At 61.9% G+C, this 17,218-nt stretch carries 17 protein-coding genes, 2 tRNA genes and 1 pseudogene; 13 read left to right on the top strand and 7 right to left on the bottom strand.

Going from position 1 to position 17,218, the window contains the following annotated elements; all coding sequences use genetic code 11:
• Positions 1-65 precede the first annotated feature (65 nt).
• From gyrA to ONR57_RS15845, 7 genes are all read left to right on the top strand, one after another.
• The gene (gene gyrA / locus ONR57_RS15875) at positions 66-2,567 is read left to right on the top strand and encodes a DNA gyrase subunit A (protein ID WP_265124488.1); all 2,502 of its coding nucleotides are present in this window, start codon (positions 66-68) and stop codon (positions 2,565-2,567) included.
• Positions 2,568-3,065 carry a DUF3566 domain-containing protein gene (locus ONR57_RS15870; protein WP_374116458.1) on the top strand — a complete coding sequence of 166 codons (498 nt, stop codon included), beginning with the start codon at positions 2,568-2,570 and terminating at the stop codon, positions 3,063-3,065.
• 89 nt (positions 3,066-3,154) lie between these two features.
• Positions 3,155-3,228 (top strand) — tRNA-Ile (locus ONR57_RS15865).
• Between the two features lie 20 nt (positions 3,229-3,248).
• A complete protein-coding gene (locus ONR57_RS15860) occupies positions 3,249-3,404 on the top strand; it encodes a hypothetical protein (protein WP_265124487.1) in 156 nt (51 codons plus the stop codon).
• A tRNA-Ala gene (locus ONR57_RS15855) sits at positions 3,395-3,467 on the top strand. The genes ONR57_RS15860 and ONR57_RS15855 overlap by 10 nt, the downstream gene beginning before the upstream one ends.
• 728 nt (positions 3,468-4,195) lie before the next feature.
• Positions 4,196-5,332, top strand: a complete 1,137-nt coding sequence (locus ONR57_RS15850; protein ID WP_265124486.1) for an alcohol dehydrogenase catalytic domain-containing protein — start codon at positions 4,196-4,198, stop codon at positions 5,330-5,332.
• A 38-nt stretch (positions 5,333-5,370) separates the two neighbouring features.
• Positions 5,371-5,763: a thioesterase family protein gene (locus ONR57_RS15845; protein ID WP_265124579.1), complete on the top strand. Its 393-nt coding sequence runs from the start codon at positions 5,371-5,373 to the stop codon at positions 5,761-5,763.
• An 83-nt stretch (positions 5,764-5,846) separates the two neighbouring features.
• Here the strand turns inward: ONR57_RS15845 and ONR57_RS15840 are convergent, their stop codons facing one another.
• Positions 5,847-6,584 carry a helix-turn-helix domain-containing protein gene (locus ONR57_RS15840; RefSeq protein WP_265124485.1) on the bottom strand — a complete coding sequence of 246 codons (738 nt, stop codon included), beginning with the start codon at positions 6,582-6,584 and terminating at the stop codon, positions 5,847-5,849.
• A 198-nt stretch (positions 6,585-6,782) separates the two neighbouring features.
• Here ONR57_RS15840 and ONR57_RS15835 point away from each other — a divergent pair, with 198 nt between their 5' ends.
• Positions 6,783-7,679: an alpha/beta fold hydrolase gene (locus tag ONR57_RS15835; RefSeq protein WP_265124484.1), complete on the top strand. Its 897-nt coding sequence runs from the start codon at positions 6,783-6,785 to the stop codon at positions 7,677-7,679.
• A 92-nt stretch (positions 7,680-7,771) separates the two neighbouring features.
• Positions 7,772-8,970, top strand: a pseudogene (locus ONR57_RS15825) (serine hydrolase domain-containing protein).
• A 31-nt stretch (positions 8,971-9,001) separates the two neighbouring features.
• Here the strand turns inward: ONR57_RS15825 and ONR57_RS15820 are convergent.
• Both ONR57_RS15820 and ONR57_RS15815 read right to left on the bottom strand, forming a co-directional pair.
• Complete coding sequence (locus ONR57_RS15820; protein WP_265124482.1) at positions 9,002-9,502, bottom strand: SRPBCC family protein; 501 nt, start codon at positions 9,500-9,502, stop codon at positions 9,002-9,004.
• A 61-nt stretch (positions 9,503-9,563) separates the two neighbouring features.
• Complete coding sequence (locus ONR57_RS15815; protein ID WP_265124481.1) at positions 9,564-9,749, bottom strand: hypothetical protein; 186 nt, start codon at positions 9,747-9,749, stop codon at positions 9,564-9,566.
• 162 nt (positions 9,750-9,911) lie between these two features.
• Here ONR57_RS15815 and ONR57_RS15810 point away from each other — a divergent pair, with 162 nt between their 5' ends.
• Both ONR57_RS15810 and ONR57_RS15805 read left to right on the top strand, forming a co-directional pair.
• Positions 9,912-10,451 carry a peptidylprolyl isomerase gene (locus ONR57_RS15810; protein WP_265124480.1) on the top strand — a complete coding sequence of 180 codons (540 nt, stop codon included), beginning with the start codon at positions 9,912-9,914 and terminating at the stop codon, positions 10,449-10,451.
• Positions 10,452-10,458: 7 nt separating this feature from the next.
• Positions 10,459-11,376: a rhomboid family intramembrane serine protease gene (locus ONR57_RS15805; RefSeq protein ID WP_265124479.1), complete on the top strand. Its 918-nt coding sequence runs from the start codon at positions 10,459-10,461 to the stop codon at positions 11,374-11,376.
• Positions 11,377-11,408: 32 nt separating this feature from the next.
• Here ONR57_RS15805 and ONR57_RS15800 read toward each other — a convergent pair whose 3' ends face one another.
• On the bottom strand, positions 11,409-11,879 hold the full coding sequence (locus ONR57_RS15800; protein WP_265124478.1) for a PH domain-containing protein: 471 nt from the start codon (positions 11,877-11,879) through the stop codon (positions 11,409-11,411).
• An 88-nt stretch (positions 11,880-11,967) separates the two neighbouring features.
• On the bottom strand, positions 11,968-12,249 hold the full coding sequence (gene crgA / locus ONR57_RS15795; protein WP_265124477.1) for a cell division protein CrgA: 282 nt from the start codon (positions 12,247-12,249) through the stop codon (positions 11,968-11,970).
• A gap of 185 nt (positions 12,250-12,434) precedes the next feature.
• Between crgA and ONR57_RS15790 the strand changes: the two genes are divergently transcribed.
• Positions 12,435-13,130, top strand: coding sequence for a DUF881 domain-containing protein (locus ONR57_RS15790; RefSeq protein ID WP_374116457.1), 696 nt, complete (start codon positions 12,435-12,437; stop codon positions 13,128-13,130).
• Between the two features lie 52 nt (positions 13,131-13,182).
• Entirely contained in the window at positions 13,183-13,848 is a 666-nt protein-coding gene (locus tag ONR57_RS15785; RefSeq protein WP_265124476.1) for an aminodeoxychorismate/anthranilate synthase component II, read from the top strand.
• 26 nt (positions 13,849-13,874) lie between these two features.
• Here ONR57_RS15785 and pknB read toward each other — a convergent pair whose 3' ends face one another.
• Positions 13,875-15,752 carry a Stk1 family PASTA domain-containing Ser/Thr kinase gene (gene pknB, locus ONR57_RS15780; RefSeq protein ID WP_265124475.1) on the bottom strand — a complete coding sequence of 626 codons (1,878 nt, stop codon included), beginning with the start codon at positions 15,750-15,752 and terminating at the stop codon, positions 13,875-13,877.
• Positions 15,749-17,218 carry a serine/threonine-protein kinase gene (locus ONR57_RS15775; RefSeq protein WP_265124474.1) on the bottom strand — a complete coding sequence of 490 codons (1,470 nt, stop codon included), beginning with the start codon at positions 17,216-17,218 and terminating at the stop codon, positions 15,749-15,751. The genes pknB and ONR57_RS15775 overlap by 4 nt, the downstream gene beginning before the upstream one ends.

Raw genomic sequence — 17,218 nt, 5'->3', positions numbered from 1 at the left:
CCTGCGCAGCACAGTGAAGTGCAGCGCTATGCGCAAGGCGGCTCCAAGAAACAAAGAAGGATTTGATGACCGACACCACGTTGCCACCGGATAGCGGCGCCGGCGATCGCATTGAGCCTGTCGATATCCAGCAGGAAATGCAGCGCAGCTACATCGACTACGCGATGAGCGTGATCGTCGGGCGTGCATTGCCAGAGGTGCGTGACGGACTCAAACCGGTGCACCGCCGCATCCTTTATGCGATGTACGACAATGGCTACCGGCCCGAACGCAGCTACGTGAAGTCAGCACGTCCCGTGTCTGACACGATGGGCAACTATCACCCACACGGCGACGCCGCGATCTACGACACGCTCGTCCGAATGGCACAACCGTGGTCAATGCGGTATCCGTTGGTGGACGGCCAGGGTAACTTCGGCAGCCGCGGTAATGACGGTGCAGCAGCCATGCGGTACACGGAGTGCAAACTCACTCCGCTCGCTATGGAAATGCTCCGCGATATCGACAAGGAAACTGTCGATTTTGCGCCGAACTACGACGGTAAGTCCCAGGAACCGACGGTACTGCCAAGCCGGATACCGAACCTGCTGATGAATGGTTCAGGCGGCATCGCGGTCGGTATGGCGACGAACATTCCGCCGCACAATCTGCGTGAACTGGCCGATGCCATCTTTTGGTGCCTTGAGCACCACGAAGCGGATGAGGAATCGACCCTCGAAGCCGCTATGGAACGGGTCAAGGGGCCGGACTTCCCCACGTCTGGTCTCATCGTCGGCACGCAAGGAATCAAGGATGCGTACACGACAGGTCGCGGATCGATCCGGATGCGCGGTGTCACGGAAATCGAAGAAGATAACCGCGGCCGGACAACAATCGTCATCACTGAGCTGCCATATCAGGTCAATACCGACAACTTCATCAACGCGATCGCCGAACAGGTCAAAGATGGAAAGCTTGCCGGCATCGCCGATATCCATGATGAGTCGTCTGACCGGGTTGGGCTGAGAATCGTCGTCACAGTCAAGCGTGACGCAGTTGCCAAGGTCGTACTCAACAACCTGTACAAGCACACTCAACTTCAAACCAGCTTCGGCGCGAACATGCTATCGATCGTTGAGGGTGTACCGCGCACATTGCGCCTGGATCAGATGCTCCGGCTCTACGTCGCACACCAGATCGACGTTATTGTCCGCCGCACCCAATATCTGTTGCGTAAGGCCGAAGAGCGTGCGCACATACTGCGTGGCCTGGTCAAGGCACTCGACGCGCTAGATGAGGTCATCGCCCTCATCCGGCGATCACAGACGGTGGACATCGCGCGCGAAGGCTTGATGGAGCTACTCGACGTCGATGAGATTCAGGCCGATGCCATTCTCGCGATGCAGTTGCGCCGGCTCGCAGCGCTCGAGCGCCAGAAGATTGTCGACGAACTCGCGGAAATTGAACGTGAGATCGAAGACCTCAAAGACATTCTGGCGAAGCCGGAGCGTCAGCGCAGAATTGTGCATGACGAACTCGCTGAGGTTGTCGAAAAGTTCGGTGATGACCGCAGAACCCAGATCATCGCCGGTGACGGCGGTGATGTTTCCGATGAGGACCTCATTGCCCGTGAGGATGTAGTCGTCACCATCACGGAGACCGGTTACGCGAAACGGACCAAAACGGATCTTTATCGTTCGCAGCGCCGCGGGGGAAAGGGCGTCAAGGGCGCGGACCTCAAACAAGACGACATGGTCCGGCATTTCTTCGTCACGTCAACCCACGACTGGATCTTGTTCTTCACGACAAAAGGCAGGGTTTACCGGGTCAAGGCGTACGAACTGCCGGAAATGAGCAGAACTGCGCGCGGCCAGCACGTGGCAAACTTGCTCGCCTTCCAGCCGGGTGAGCACATCGCTTCGATCATCGTCATTAAGGGTTATGAAGACGCGCCGTATCTTGTTCTCGCGACCCGTAACGGATTGGTGAAAAAGTCGCGCCTCGCAGACTTTGATTCCAACCGTAGCGGCGGCATAGTTGCCATCAACCTGCGTGAAAACGACGAACTCGTCGGCGCGGTGCTGTGCTCCTCCGAGGACGATTTGATTCTTGTGTCCAGCAAAGGCCAAGCGATTCGCTTCGCCGCGACGGACGAGGCTCTGCGGCCGATGGGCCGCGCTACCTCGGGTGTACAAGGTATGCGCTTTAACACCGACGATCAGCTGTTGTCACTCAATCTGGTGCAGGACGACATGTTCCTACTGGTGGCGACATCCGGCGGATACGCGAAGCGCACTCCCCTCGACGAATACCCAACGCAAAACCGCGGCGGTAAAGGCGTTCTGACAATTCAGTTTGACGCCCGGCGCGGACACCTAGTCGGGGCGATCATCGTTGACATGAAGGACGAGTTGTACGCCATCACTTCCGGGGGTGGCATCATTCGAACCGCTGCCAGCCAAGTGCGCAAAGCTGGACGTCAAACCAAGGGCGTGCGCTTGATGAATCTGGGTGAGGGTGACAGTCTGCTTGCCATCGCCCGGAACGCGGACGAGCCAGAAGAAACCAACCCATCAGAGGAGTCCTGAGTGGCAGCCTCAGACCACACCACCGAGAACAAGCCTGACAGCACCGCAACCAAGAGTGGACAGTCAGCGTCAACGGAGAAGGCGAAGACGGCGCCGCCCCGGCGGCGTCCGCCAGTGACGGTCACAGCGAAGCCCACCCAGGCTGGTTTGCGCGCTAGCGTGCAAATCCGGGAGATTGATCCATGGTCGACACTGAAACTCTCCGCCATCATTTCGGCGGCTCTGTTCTTGGTGTGGATGATTGCGGTCGGCACCCTCTACCTGGTGCTCGAGTTCATGAATGTCTGGGACCGTCTCAACAGCGCGTTCCTGGACCTCGTGGATGAGGGCTCGACGGGCGAGATCATCAGTGCTGGCCAAGTGTTCGGCTGGACGGCGGCGATCGGGTTCATCAATATGATCCTTTTCACCGCCCTGCTGACACTGGCATCGTTCATCTACAACCTGTCATCCGACCTGGTCGGTGGCGTCGAGGTGACGCTCGCCGACCGCGACTGACGACCTACCCTCGACTCGGGATGAGAGATCGCTGAACTGCTGTTTTGGTACTTTGCGGCGCAGTAGGGTAGTCTCGCTTCTCGGTTCAAGGGCCTATAGCTCAGGCGGTTAGAGCGCTTCCCTGATAAGGAAGAGGTCGGAGGTTCAAGTCCTCCTAGGCCCACTCCCGGTAAGGTTCTCGATATGCGTATTATCAAGATCCTCGCCGCGGCAGGCATCGGAATAGCCGTGGGGCTTGGCATCGTTAAGCTTGTCAAAACCCGCACCGGTGAATTCGAGTCTGAAACTTGGCACACCCTGCCTTTCGGGGGGGTCGCCAGCAACAATGAGGGGCCTTAGCTCAATTGGTAGAGCACCGCCTTTGCAAGGCGGGGGTTAGGGGTTCGATTCCCCTAGGCTCCACAACATCTTTTTTGACGCCCCGGCCATTCGCCGGGGCGTTTTTCGTTGAGCGGTTGACAGATGCCCGCACGCTGGGAATCTGTCCCAGCCGTGCACTGGGCAAATTCCCAAAAGAGGGCGGATTTGATCGTCAGATGCGCCACTCGCGCGGTGGACACTTGGGCCCGATTAGGCGGTGGGGTAACAGGGTAGCCACCTGAGACTTATCTCAGCAGACTTACCAGGAGGTCGCCGCCCATGACCACCGCTCGACTATTTGACACTCACCCTGGACTCACCCAAGCAGCGGGCTCGCGTGACGTGTTTGCCGCGTGTATCGAAGCATGTGAACAGTGCGCAGCCGCATGTACATCGTGTGCCGACGCCTGTCTCGCCGAGCCAGGTATTGCGCACCTCGCTGACTGTATCGGTTCCAACCTCAATTGTGCGGATATATGTGCGACAACCGCTCGCATAGTGGCCCGGCAGCAGGGGGCAAGCAAAACCGTGACGCTTTCGCTGGCCGAGCTGTGTGCTGAGGTCTGCCGTTCGTGCGCTGACCATTGCGAGCAGCATGCCGATTCATACGAGCATTGCAGGATCTGCGCAGAGATATGCCGACGCTGCGAAAACGCTTGTCGCGAACTGGCCCGAGAGCTGGGTTAAACGCGCAACACCGGCCACAAGGTGACTGGGCTCCCGCGTGTGGAACGATATCGTGAACGGAACGACGCTGGGAGTTGTCACCTGTGAAGTCACGTTCTGCGGTGCTATCCGCGATGGGGTTGCCGCGCCCATTCGGTGAATCGGAGCCACTGCACATTATGAGTCTCGACCTCGCAGAGCCGGGGCCCGATGAGGTGCTCGTACGTATCGATGCTGCTGGGGTCTGTCACTCGGATCTATCCGTCCTCACCGGTCAGCGACCGCGCCCCATGCCTATGGCTATCGGCCACGAGGCAGCCGGCAGCGTTCTACGTACTGGTAACAACGTCGACGAGATCTTGCCGGGAGATCACGTCGTTCTGGCGTTTATGCCGCATTGCGGGGCCTGTACCAACTGTCGAGCTGGCCGGACCACCCTGTGCACGCCGGGGGCTGTTGCGAACCGGGATGGCTGTCTTCTTGGTGGAAACCGCCGCCTAAGCACCTCGGACGGGCCTGTCAATCACCACCTTGGCGTCTCGGCATTCAGTGAGTACGCGGTCGTTCACCGGTCATCCGCGGTAGTGATCGACCGTGACATACCGTTTGATATCGCTGCAGTGTTCGGTTGCGCGATGCTGACGGGGGCCGGCGCGGTGTGGAACACAGCCGGCATGCAACCCGGTGATAGTGCGTGCGTCATTGGCCTCGGCGGCGTAGGGCTCGCCGCAGTGATGGGAGGCGTGGTGGCAGGCGCCAGCACGCTGGTTGCAATCGACCCCGTTGAATCGAAACGTGAGTTGGCGCTGCAACTCGGCGCGACGCATGCATGCCACCCGGAGGATGCCGCTGAGGTTGTCAGTCGAGCGACCGAAGGTGGTGTCCGGTGGGCGATAGAAGCTGCCGGCGTGGTATCCGCCATAGAGCAGGCCTTTTCGCTGCTGGCTCGCGGTGGTGCCGTCGTATCCGTGGGACTGCCCGCGCCAGATGCTGTCCTCTCGTTACCAGCCGTCGCATTCGTAGCCGATGCCAAGAGTCTCATAGGGTCCTATATGGGGTCTTGCGAGCCGCAGCGCGATATCCCGAAGATGGTGGCGCTCTGGCGAGAAGGGAAGCTGCCCGTGGAGAAACTTGTTGACGGCCGCTACCCGCTGCGCGAGGTCAACGCGGCAATGGATCGTCTCGCGGAGGGCGTTGCAGTGCGACAGATCCTGCTTCCACATGGGGAGGAACGGGCGTGACCCTGCCAGATCCCGCGCACTACCGTGTGCTGTGGCCAATGGACACGCGCTGGTCAGACAATGATCACTACGGTCACGTTAACAACGTTGTGTACTACTCCTACTTCGACACTGCGGTGAACGCCTGGCTCATCGATGCCACTGGTGAGGACATCCGAAGGCTGTCGGCGATTGGTATTGTGGCGGAAACGTCTTGCCGGTACCACGCGGAACTGTCGTTCCCCGACCGGATTCAGGTGGGGATTGCCTGTGAGCGTCTCGGTAACCGCAGCATCACCTATCACCTGGCAATTTTTCGGATGAGCGGCGCCGGGCTCATCCCGGCGGCAGCGGGCCGCTTCGTCCACGTCTACGTTGACTCGGATACGCGCAAAGCCGTTGCGATCCCGGATGTCATACGCGCGGCGGTGGCAGAGCAGCTGACCAGCTGACGTTTCACGTGGAACGATGCGCCTGATCGTGGGCATGACCGGGCGGACAACGATCATCTGCCCGAGCCATGCCCACTGCGCTTTTACGCGTCTTTGCCCTGCGTAGCGGGCTGGGTTTCAATAATCTCGTCGGCTTCGATCACCGTCGCCCCGGCGTGCGCCGATGCGGGCTCTTGGGGGCCTGATGATTGGGGCTCCGGGGCAGCGCTCCCTGCGGCTTCAGGACTCTCAGCAGTGTCAGCTTTGCGGTCCGCCCACCATTCACGGAAGGTGCGGCGGCGTTCTCGGCGCCGATGCCGTGGGGCAGCGATCACCACGGTGGAGGTTTGCATAGGCGCAGCGGCGGTGCCTCCCGCCGCTGGTTGCGGCTGGGCTGCGGCGGCGGGTTTGGCGGTCTCGAGCATGCGGAGCGCCGTGCGCAGATCGGATACCCGTTCGAGCCGTTCCTGAGCAAGCTGTTCCGCAGCCGCCCTGCGCGCTGCTTCACTTTCTGCCCGTGTCTTCGCCACGACTAGTTCGGTCTCGAGCTCATGCACTCGGGCCGTGAGTTTGACCACGTTCGGCGAATTGCCTGCGGGATCCTTGTTGTCGTCGTTGTCGTCTTTGGCTGGTTCGTCAGGCGGGGCAGGGCGGTCGGGCTTGAACCCAGCGGCGAGAAGATCCTCGAGCGGAATTTGCCAACCATCTTCGGTCTTGACTGCACCCGGCAGTTTGCCGCCGTCTAGCGCACGCTGAATGGTTGCTCGGCCCACTCCGCATCGGCGCGCGGCTTCGGAAGCTGACCAGCGCGGACGAGTTCCAATCGTGGAGTTTTCGGTCATGCTCGTAATGGTGCCCGGTCGGGTGTCCGGTCGCCGCTCGGACACGCCCAGAGGCAACAAGATTGTAGTTTTCGCGCCAAACTGGTAGCGCGAAGTGATGATAAAAGGGTTACGTCCGTAACTACTGCGTTGCGCTCTCGATGTCCGGTCGCGGACAATGCGTGGACGGGATGATCACAGTTAAGCAGAGGAGAGTGAGTGTCGCAGCTGCACACTGCCGTGAACACGGCAAAGGTTCGCCGCCGCGAGGGTCATGTCGTCCTCGGCGGTGTCCGTCTCGGGATCACCGAGTTCGGCTCGGGCGGACGGCTCGTGATTCTCGCGCCCTCGCTGCTGATGTCCCGTCGAATGCAGGAACCGTTCGCGCGGACACTCGCGGAAAAAGGCTTCCACGTCGTGTGCATGGATTCAGCCCTCACATCGGCTAAACGCCCCGGCGATCCGGAAAACTACAGTTCAGAGGCGATCGGCCGGCGTATGGTTGCACTACTCGACGCTATGGGTGGCGAAGTAGCAGTCTTCGGCGGAACCTCGCTTGGTGCGAATGCGGCGCTGGAAGCTGCTCTGCAGGAACCACACCGTACGGTAGCAGTCATTGCGGAATCCCCGATGCTAGACAAGTCGACAGTGAAGTTCGCGCCTCTGCTCCTCATCGCACACGAAGTGGTCACCCTCGGCAAGCCTGCGATCTGGCTAGGACGCCAGTTTGCTGAGCTTTTGCCAGCACGCAGCCTTGCCGCGCGTTTGGTTAAAGACTTCCTCGCAGTCCCGCCTCAGGAACACGGCGCGATGATCAAAGGGCTCTTCCTGGGCAGGATCGCGCCGCCGCGGCGGCGCCGCCGCACGATCTCGCGCCCCGCACTGGTCATTGGGCCGGAACGGGCGTTTTTGCACTCGCGTTTTGACGCACTACAACTAGCCCGTGAGCTACCGGATGCGCACCTGCAGCCCGTGCCGAGTTCATGGACGCTGCGAACTCGCCCGCAGAGTGCAGCGCCCGCCGTCGTCAGTTTTCTCACTGAAGCGTTTGCGTCGCCTTGGGTGATCGCCAGAACCGCGTACACGCCAAATATCGGTGATTCACACCTCAATTGAGCGACGTCGCGGCCGCCGCCGGCAGAGTTGAGCGTTAGGGTGGCTGAGTGGCAGCCGCAAGCGTGACGATCCACGGTGATACGGACGATCGTATGGGCTCGGTCATCGACGAATTCCGGACGAATTTCGAGCGTCACGGCGACGTCGGTGCGTCCCTCGCTGTTTACCAGCATGGGCGGCCGCTGATTGACATTTGGGCTGGGGTTCGGGACAGACGCAGCAGCGCGCCGTGGGAACGAGACACTTGTGTGCCTGTGTTCTCGACAACGAAAGGCATCGCTGCGCTCGTCGTCGCGGTGGGGGTTTCGCGAGGCTTTCTCTCCTACGACGCGCCGGTCATCCAGTATTGGCCCGAGTTCGGTACGCACGGAAAAGACGACGTGACGGTGCGGCAGTTGCTCGATCACCAGGCTGGCCTCGCTGCCCTGACGCCGCCTTTACGCACCGCGGACCTGCTCGATCTCGATCAGCTCGCCGTGATCCTCGCGAACGAGGTGCCTCGCTGGACCCCAGGCACCCGACTAGGAGAGATGGTTATCACGCGATTTCGCTGGGCTTTTTCCTCAACGAGATCTTCCGCAGAGCCGAACCGCAAGGCCGTACGATCGGGCAGTTCCTAGCCGATGAAATCGCGAAGCCGCACGATGTGCAATTCATGATCGGTCTCCGCGAGGACGCGAACATCGATGAGTTCGCGGTGCTCGAGCGCGCACACCGGCGGCTGGTGATCAACAACATTACGGAAGTGCCGTGGCGGGTAGCCTTCGACGTGGCTATGCACGCGGGAGCACGACGGCCACAGCTGTCGGTACTCGCACTAACGAACCCGAAGGTAGGTTTCCCGCATTTCGCGACTCGGCGGTCCTTTCTCGCGCCGGAGATCCCGTCTTCGAACGGCGCTGGGACCGCCCGGGGGGTGGCGAAGCTGTACTCCGCGGCGGTATCGGATGATGGGGATGCGCTTTTCAGCGCGGACGTCCGTGAGGCGCTCGCCGCGCCGTCGAAGCGCGGTGCTGTGCCAGACAGCGACCTGGTGTTGCATGTACCGAGCCGATATCACCTCGGTTTCCGGAAGCCGCACCCAACGTTCGTCTTTGGCGCGACTCCTGGGCCCGGCGATGGGGACGGGCGCGCGTTCGGGACTACCGGTATTGGTGGGTCGATGGGTTTCGCGGATCCCGCAACGGGAATCGGATTCGGGTACGTGATGAATCAGCTTGGGGTAGCGATGCTCGATGAACCCCGCAATCGGCGCATCCGTGCGGCGCTCAACCGTGTCCTGGGTGTGTGAGGCACTCGAGACCGCCCCACACACCGGCGGCTCAGGCGGCGAAGTACTTCTCAGTGTCGGATACGAGCGACTTGAAGGCGAATCTGACGATCGGGTTGGCGAGAGCCAGGCCAGGACGCAGCGGGAACTGAGGCTCGATCCCAAACGTCCACGTCAGCCGAGTTCCGGTGGCCGACTTTTCGAGGAGCGTTGCCTCGCCGAAACGCTTTAGCCCGGGCGCGGATGCGGTGACGACGGAAAATGCGTGCTCGTACCGTTCGCCGGGGTTCTCCTCCCACAGGAAGAACCGTTCGTTCACGGTCGCCAGCCCGGGCTGGAGGGTAAGCCTGCGCATTGTGCCTGGACCGAACGGGCGTTCTGTCAGGTAACGGGCATCTTTGACGAGCGTGCACCACGACAGGGGCGCATCACCGGCCAGCCCAGCCCATACTTCATCAATTTCGGCCGGCAACTCCGTGACGAACTCATAACGGTATGGCGCATTCCGGAGAAAGTCGTCGTCGACTTCCTCCAGCTTGAACAGTGTCATCATGCACGACAGTCTATGGCGCCGGTTCGGACTACCGGGCCAGGGTTCTGCACTTCCGCTCGTGTTAGGACGCTGGTGCGTCGTAGTCCTTCAGCGTGGGAGGCGTGGGCGCGGGCTCGTCATATGCCTCGCCGCGGCGCATGAACATCCGGACTCCGCCGGCGACCCCGGCGACGGCCGCGGCGGCCACAATCGATTTTCCGAGCGTGCCACCGAGTGGCGTTGATTTCTTGCGACGCTTTCCACCCATGGTGTCCTCCGTGTCGTGTTGTGTCGTACGGCCGGATCGTGCGGTGCCCGAGCACATGCTCTGAGTAAACGGTTCTGTGCCGACCACAGTAATCATCGTTGATCACGATGGCTCGCGTGGAGTCAGCGGGGCGCGCGTCACGAACCGCACGGAGATGGCACGATGGAGACCGTGACTTCACCACATCAGACCGCTAGCGCGACGTTGCATACGAACCGCGGCGACATCACCATCTCCCTGTTCGGCAATCACGCTCCCAAAACGGTGGCCAATTTTGTTGGCCTTGCGAAGGGCTCCGCAGAATACGGCTCAGCGAACGCGTCGGGCGGGAGCAGCGGCCCGTTTTACGACGGTTCAGTGTTCCACCGGATCATCGATGGGTTCATGATCCAGGGTGGCGATCCGACTGGCACCGGCCGCGGCGGACCGGGGTATCAGTTCGGTGACGAGTTCCACCCGGAACTTCGTTTCGACCGGCCGTACCTGCTGGCGATGGCGAACGCCGGGCCGGGCACCAACGGCTCGCAGTTCTTCATCACGGTGACGAAGACTCCGCACCTCAACATGCGCCACACCATTTTCGGGGAGGTGACTGACGCGGATTCTCGTGCAGTCGTCGACGCGATCGCCACAACCGCAACCGATCGAGCGGACCGGCCGCTCGAGCCCGTGGTGATCAACAGCATCACGATTTCGGAGTAAAAGAACCATGTCTCACCCCGGCCGGGGAGGAGGACCAGTGCCCCAGCCGGGGTGCGTGCGTCACCCAGATCGACCAACCGGTTTGCAATGCAACCGATGCCATCGGCCTTACTGCCCTGAGTGCTTGCGGGAAGCGCCGGTGGGCTACCAGTGTGTGAACTGCGTCGCAGAAGCCGCTCGGACGGTACCTCGTGCGCGCACGATAGCCGGCGCACCGATGCCGACGCGTGAGCAGCGTCCGGTTGTCACCTACGCCCTGATCGCAGTCAACATTCTTGTGTATGCCATCACGGTCGCGCAGTCCGGCAACCTGATGGCCAATTACCGTGGCTCAAGCATCTTCGAGATGTTCGCGTTATTCCCGCCGCTGGTTGCGGCTGGTGAGTATGAGCGGTTAGTTGGCTCTGGATTTCTGCATTACGGATCGGTCCACCTGCTCGTTAACATGTTCGCGCTCTTTATTGTTGGGCGCGAGGTGGAGTTCGTTCTGGGGCGCGGTCGTTACCTCGCCGTCTATGCAATCGCTCTCCTCAGCGGTTCAGCCGCGGTGATGTGGATGCAGGTTGAGGCTGTGACTGCCGGTGCCTCGGGTGCGGTGTTCGGGCTTTTCGGTGCGCTCGCTGTTATCCTTACCAGGCTCCGGCAGAACCCGACCGGGATTCTTGTCATCATCGGTCTCAACGTGTTCATCAGTGTGACCATCCCGGCGATCTCGTTGTGGGGTCACATGGGTGGTCTCGTCGCTGGCGCAGTGAGCGCAGCAGCTTTGCTGTACCTGCCGAAGGTGGTGGCGAGCGGCAAGCAGACGACTGCTCAGAGAGCGAGCCGGCTCGGGCTGATAGGCCTCGTTGTCGTCACCGTCGCGGTCCTCGCAAGTATCGCGGTGCGCGTAGTGGTGCTGCGCGAGGCGCTCTGGGGTCTTTAGGGGGCCGTTAGGGCCTGCTATGTATGGTTCCCTCAGTCGGCGGGCAGTTCCACAGCTGAGACCCCATGCTGTGCCAGCGCGTGAATCACAGTGTGCGGTTCGGTGCCCAGATCCCAGCGGCTGAGGATGATCAACCGGTCTGCGGGCGCGCGCAGCTCGATTTCAAGCATCGGTACGCGCCGGCCCCACCGGGGATAGTGCACGAGCCGCACCCGCTCGATTTCGTCGTCGGACAGCGCATATCTCTTGCCGAGAAAACTGTGAAACTGCACGATTGGCTTCGCGGAGGCAGTGTCGCTGCGGTGCCCTGATCGCACCGCGAGGCGCGGGCGCGCGAGAAAACCCGCGGTCGCGACCCCAAGAAGCAATGCCGCGGCAAGGCCGGTGAGAAAGATCCCAGCGGGTTCAGAGCGCAGGATGACAGCGAGTACGGCCATCACACAACCGCCCGCGGCGGCGGCTATGAGTGCCGCCCGCTGCGGGGCCCATTCTGTTTGTTCCACACCCTGTGGAGAACTTGGCCTGTTATCCACAGGGATTATCCACAGGTGGGGATAATTACACAGATGTAATTTCTGCAGGTCAGCATCGTTATCGCCAGCGCAATGTCATTACTAGGCCAACAATCCACAGGCCGAAGCCGATTAGGAAGTTCCACGGCCCCAAGCGGTCGAGCCAAGCGATCTCACTGCTGGCGAGGTAGTACACGACCAGCCACACGAGGCCGGCGAGCATAAAACCAAGCATCACAGACACGTACAGCGTGCTGGACGGTCCCTTGACCTTCACCGGTGTGCGGGTCGCTGGACTCGACAGGCGGGGGCCTGGCTGATGGTGATTGTCGTTCTTCTTGCGAACGCGTGACTTCGGCATTTTGTCCTCGGTTTGTTCTCCAGGGGAGATTTTCGTGCGGTGTTCTGAGCGGTAATCCGGGCGAACCGGTCCGCGCGCCTCGTAAGAGGCCTATACAACACGCTAACCTAGCCGGAAGAACAACGGCATCATCGACGGGACTAGTTGTGCGGTGGAACTGGCGATACGTGGTGCCGCTGGTATGTGTGGCAGCGGGTTTCCTTCTCGCAACCACGCATGCTGTGTCGCAGGGCAGCGAACTACGCGGACAGCCCGGTTCGCGCCTTTCCGACCTTGTTCGCGACGTCCAGGGGGCGGCACAACAGGCGGAACAGCAGCGTGCCATTCTCGTCGAGCGCCTTGCTGGCGCGCAGGACCAGGCTGCAGCCGCTGATGATCAGGTGGCCGCGGCTTTGGACCTGATCGAGCCGCTGGCAGGCCCTGGCGCCCTCACTGAAGTCACCGGGGCTGGAGTTGTTGTCACGCTGACCGACGCACCACGCGACCAGCACGGAAATTATCCTGCTGGTGCTTCGCCCGATGATCTGGTGGTGCATCAGCAGGACCTCCAGAGTGTCCTCAACGCGCTGTGGTCCGGTGGGGCACGGGCAATCGCTGTCCAGGATCAGCGCATCACTGCTTGGAGTGCACCGCGCTGCATTGGGAATACGCTACTGTTGCACGGCCGCGCATACAGCCCTCCATACGTCATCACCGCCATAGGTGACCCGCGCTTGCTCGAAGAATCCCTGGAACGGGAGCCCGGAGTTCGGCTCTTCCGACAGTACGCGGCGCGTTACGGCCTTGGTTACCACGTTGACCTGGCTGACGGCCCCGACGAACTCACGGTGGGAGCCTTCGAGGGCCGCGACGTCCTTCGGCACGCGCAACCGCTCCAATAGGAAGCGTCCGCAGCGCGGCGGTTGTCACCTTCCCACCGGGTACCCTGCTTCTATGCGGATTCTCGTCGTCGACAACTATGACAGCTTTGTCTTCAACCTGGTGCAGTACCTCGGCCAGCTTGGAGTTGAGGCTGATGTGTGGCGCAATGACGACGACAGGTTCGAGGGCGCCGAGCGCCTGCGCGAGCATGCCCGCACCTACGATGGAATCTTGCTGAGCCCCGGCCCAGGCACACCTCAGCGAGCGGGTGTGACCATGCCGTTTGTCGAGGCAGCTGCGGCTGAAGGGACGCCGCTGCTCGGGGTGTGCCTGGGGCATCAAGCGATCGGGGCCGTGTTCGGCGGGGTGGTCGACCGTGCCCCGGAGCTGCTGCATGGGAAGACATCGATCGTGCACCACTCCGGCAAGGGCGTGCTCGCGGGCCTGCCTGATCCCTTCACCGCGACGCGATACCACTCACTGTCGATTCGTCCCGAGACAATGCCCGACGTGCTTGAAGTCACAGGGGAAACGGATAGCGGCGTGATCATGGCGCTGCAACACAAATCACTGCCGATACACGGTGTGCAGTTCCATCCCGAGTCGGTGCTGACGGAAGGGGGGCACCGCATGCTCGCGAACTGGCTCGAGATGTGCGGTGATCGGCCAGAAGAGCAGCTTGTGGGCCGGCTGGAGCAAGAGATGGCTGCCGCGCTGGGTACTGCACTCACTCACTGAAGCCCCCGCAGACGGGTAACCACTCGCTATTGCGGGATGCCGAGTTCGCCCACCTCGACCGCGATGGTGTCATTACGCCCAATCGTCGAACCTGCTGGCTGCTGCTGAGAAACGATACGGCCCACTTCTGCTGGGTTGAGCGTGGCGCGAGGGCTGTCGGAGAGCCCATCGCCTGCCCAGCCCGCCGCGCGGAGGGTATCGAGCGCTTCGGAGGGCCTGCGACCGACGAGATTAGGCATGGTAAGCCGCGCCCCGTTCGACACCCGTATCGTGACGACGCTGCCGCCGACGGCTTGCGTTCCGCCCTGCGGGGACATATTGGCGACGGTGCCGGCTGGCTCATTGGAATCGATCTCTTCAATATCGACTGCGAAGCCGGCGCCACTGAGGTTGGCTTCCGCGATCACGACATTCTGGCCGGTCACATCGGGAATGCGGACTAACGCCGGCCCGGTCCCGATTGTGAGCTGCACGGTGGTACCGACGGTTACGGAGACGCCGGATGAAGGATTCTGCCGCACCACGAGGTCCCGGTCAGCGGACGGGGAAGCTACCCGTTCGATGTCCTCGTCGATGGCGAGCCCCGCATCCTCTAATGTGTCGCGCGCCTCGTCAAGCGTCATTTGGACGAGGTCGGGCACGGGCACCCGCCCGGGCCCGCTCGACACGTAGACAGTAACGCGGCTGCCGCGTTCGACCTGCGCACCCGACGCTGGTTCAGTACCGATGACGTTGCCTTCAGGCACCGTTGAGTCGGGCCGGAACTCGGTGATCACATCGAAGCCGAGTCGCTGCAACTGGCTCTGCGCCTCTGCGGAGGAAAGCCGAACCACCGACGGCACCATCACGGTCGTTACCGGTTCGTCACGTTGCATCCAACGCACCGCAAATGCGGTGGACGCGAGCAGTACGAGCACGAGTGCCGCAAGGACCGTGCGGCGAACCCAGCGGCGGCCACGCGGGACGAGGTCCTGCGTCGGGAGCGGTGATTCAGCGGAGACCGCTCCGATACCGATGATGGTGGTTCGCTCTTCATCCGTCATGACAGCCGGTGCGCTCGGCTTTTGTCCTTCAATGGCACGCAGCAGATCGCTTCGCATCTCGCCTGCTGTTTGATAGCGGTTAGCGGGGTTTTTGCTGATGGCTTTGAGAATGATCGCGTCCAGCTCACGTGGCACTGTAGACAGCACCCGCGACGGTGGCAGCGGATCCTCCTTCACGTGCTGGTAGGCAACCGCCACGGGCGAGTCACCCGTGAATGGGGGCTGTCCTGTCACGAGCTCGTAGAGAACGCACCCGAGCGAGTAGATATCAGAACGCGGGTCGACCTTCTCCCCACGCGCCTGCTCCGGCGACAGGTAGTGGGCGGTCCCGATGACAGTGGCGGTCTGCGTGACCGTATTCGTGCTGTCTGAGATCGCGCGCGCGATGCCAAAATCCATGACTTTCACAGAACCGCTCCGTGAAATCATGACGTTCGCTGGCTTGACATCCCGGTGAATGATGCCTTTGTTGTGACTGAAATCCAGCGCTGTACACACATCAGCGATGACGCGCATTGCGCGGCCGGGCTCCATAGGGCCCCCGAGGCGGATGAGGTCTCGCAGCGTATCGCCGTCCACGTATTCCATGACGATGTAGGGGACGGGACCCGCATCAGTGCGGGCTTCGCCTGTGTCGTACACGGCAACAATGGTTGGATTGTTCAGCGCAGCGGCGTTCTGCGCCTCCCGGCGAAATCGCAGATAGAAACTCGGATCACGGGCCAGGTCAGCGCGCAGCACTTTGATCGCCACGTCGCGCTGCAAACGGTGATCGCGCGCTAAGTGCACCTCGGACATCCCGCCGAACCCGATCGTGTCGCCGAGTTCGTAGCGTCCCGACAACTGTCGCGGCGTAATCATGGTCCGGCGTCCTCGGACATGTCCGGCGCAGCTGCGTCCCCAGCGGTCTCGGTCGAACCGGTCGTCCCGTCGAGCTCAGCGGGCGCGGCCCCGGCGCTGTTCCCCCGGCCCGGGATGATGCGCGGAATCAAGCCTTCCGGAGTCTCGATCACGGTGCCAGGGTCTTCAGGCTCTGGCGTTTCTTCCGGGGTAGGTGTCGGGCTGGGTGTTGTCGGTTCCGGTGTCGTGGTCTCCGGGGGTGTGGTCTCTGGCGTCGTTTCGGGTGGAGTTGTGGGCACAATCGGCTCAGGTTCCGGCTGGATCGGAACCTCCGTGGGGACGACCGGCGGCGTCACCGGGTCACGCGTATCGGTGATGCGGCTCATCATCCAAATACCTGTGGTGATGAGTGCCAGCATCAGGAGCGCAGCGGCTCCCCACGCAACAGCTTTCTGCCCGGTAGAGAGGCCCGCGGGCGGGGGAGTCGCGTAGCCGTGGGCAGCGCTCGCTGGCGCGTACTGGTACGCCGTGGGCGACCGCGGATCGTCGGCTCCCCCCGGCGGCATGATGCGTGTCTGACTCGCTGCGGCCGCAGCGCCGGCACCACCAGCGGCGGCCCCCGCTGCGGCGACCCCGCGCGGATGAGGCGGTTGTTTACCGGCCCGAACTTGGGCAACTGCCGAAGCGAACGCGCCACCGTTGGGATACCGCGCAGCAGGATCCTTCGCGAGTGCGACATCGATGAGCTTGCGTACCTCAGCGGGGACGTCCGAGGGCAGGGGAGCGGGCGCCTCATGGAGATGTTTCATCGCAACGGTGAGCACGCCCTCACCCACGAAGGGCCGCTTGCCCGCGATGGCCTCGTACCCCACCACTCCGAGCGAGTAGACGTCGCTGGCGGCGGTTGCTTTCTGACCCGAAGCTTGCTCAGGCGAGATGTACTGGGCTGTGCCCATCACCAGTCCAGTTCGCGTTACGGGTGCGGCGTCGATGGCTTTCGCGATGCCGAAATCGGTGATCTTCACCTGTCCGCTGGGCGTAATCAGGATGTTCCCGGGCTTGACGTCGCGGTGCACGAGCCCTGCTTCGTGCGCCACCTGAAGTGCGGTGCCTGTCTGCTCGAGCATATCGAGCACCAGTGGGATAGGGATCTTCCCCATGCGTGAAATCACGGCATTGAGGGGTTCACCGCTAATCAGTTCCATGACAAGGAACGCAGTGGAGCGCCCAGCTTCGTCGCTAGTTTCGCCGTAATCAAAAACACTGGCGATTCCGGGATGGTGTAGCTGCGCTGTCGTGCGCGCCTCGATCCGGAAGCGCGACAGAAATTCAGTATCTGAGGAAAGCTCGCTTTTCAGCACCTTGATAGCGACACGGCGATCGAGGACGGTATCGAGCGCTTCCCATACCTCTCCCATGCCGCCACTGGCGATGAATCGCTGTAACCGGTAGCGATCCTTGATAACAGCTCCGCTGTTCAGCGTCAC

It is taken from the genome of Hoyosella sp. YIM 151337 (genome assembly GCF_026041215.1).
GTDB lineage: Bacteria > Actinomycetota > Actinomycetes > Mycobacteriales > Mycobacteriaceae > Hoyosella.
This window is presented reverse-complemented; position numbering and strand designations above follow the sequence as displayed.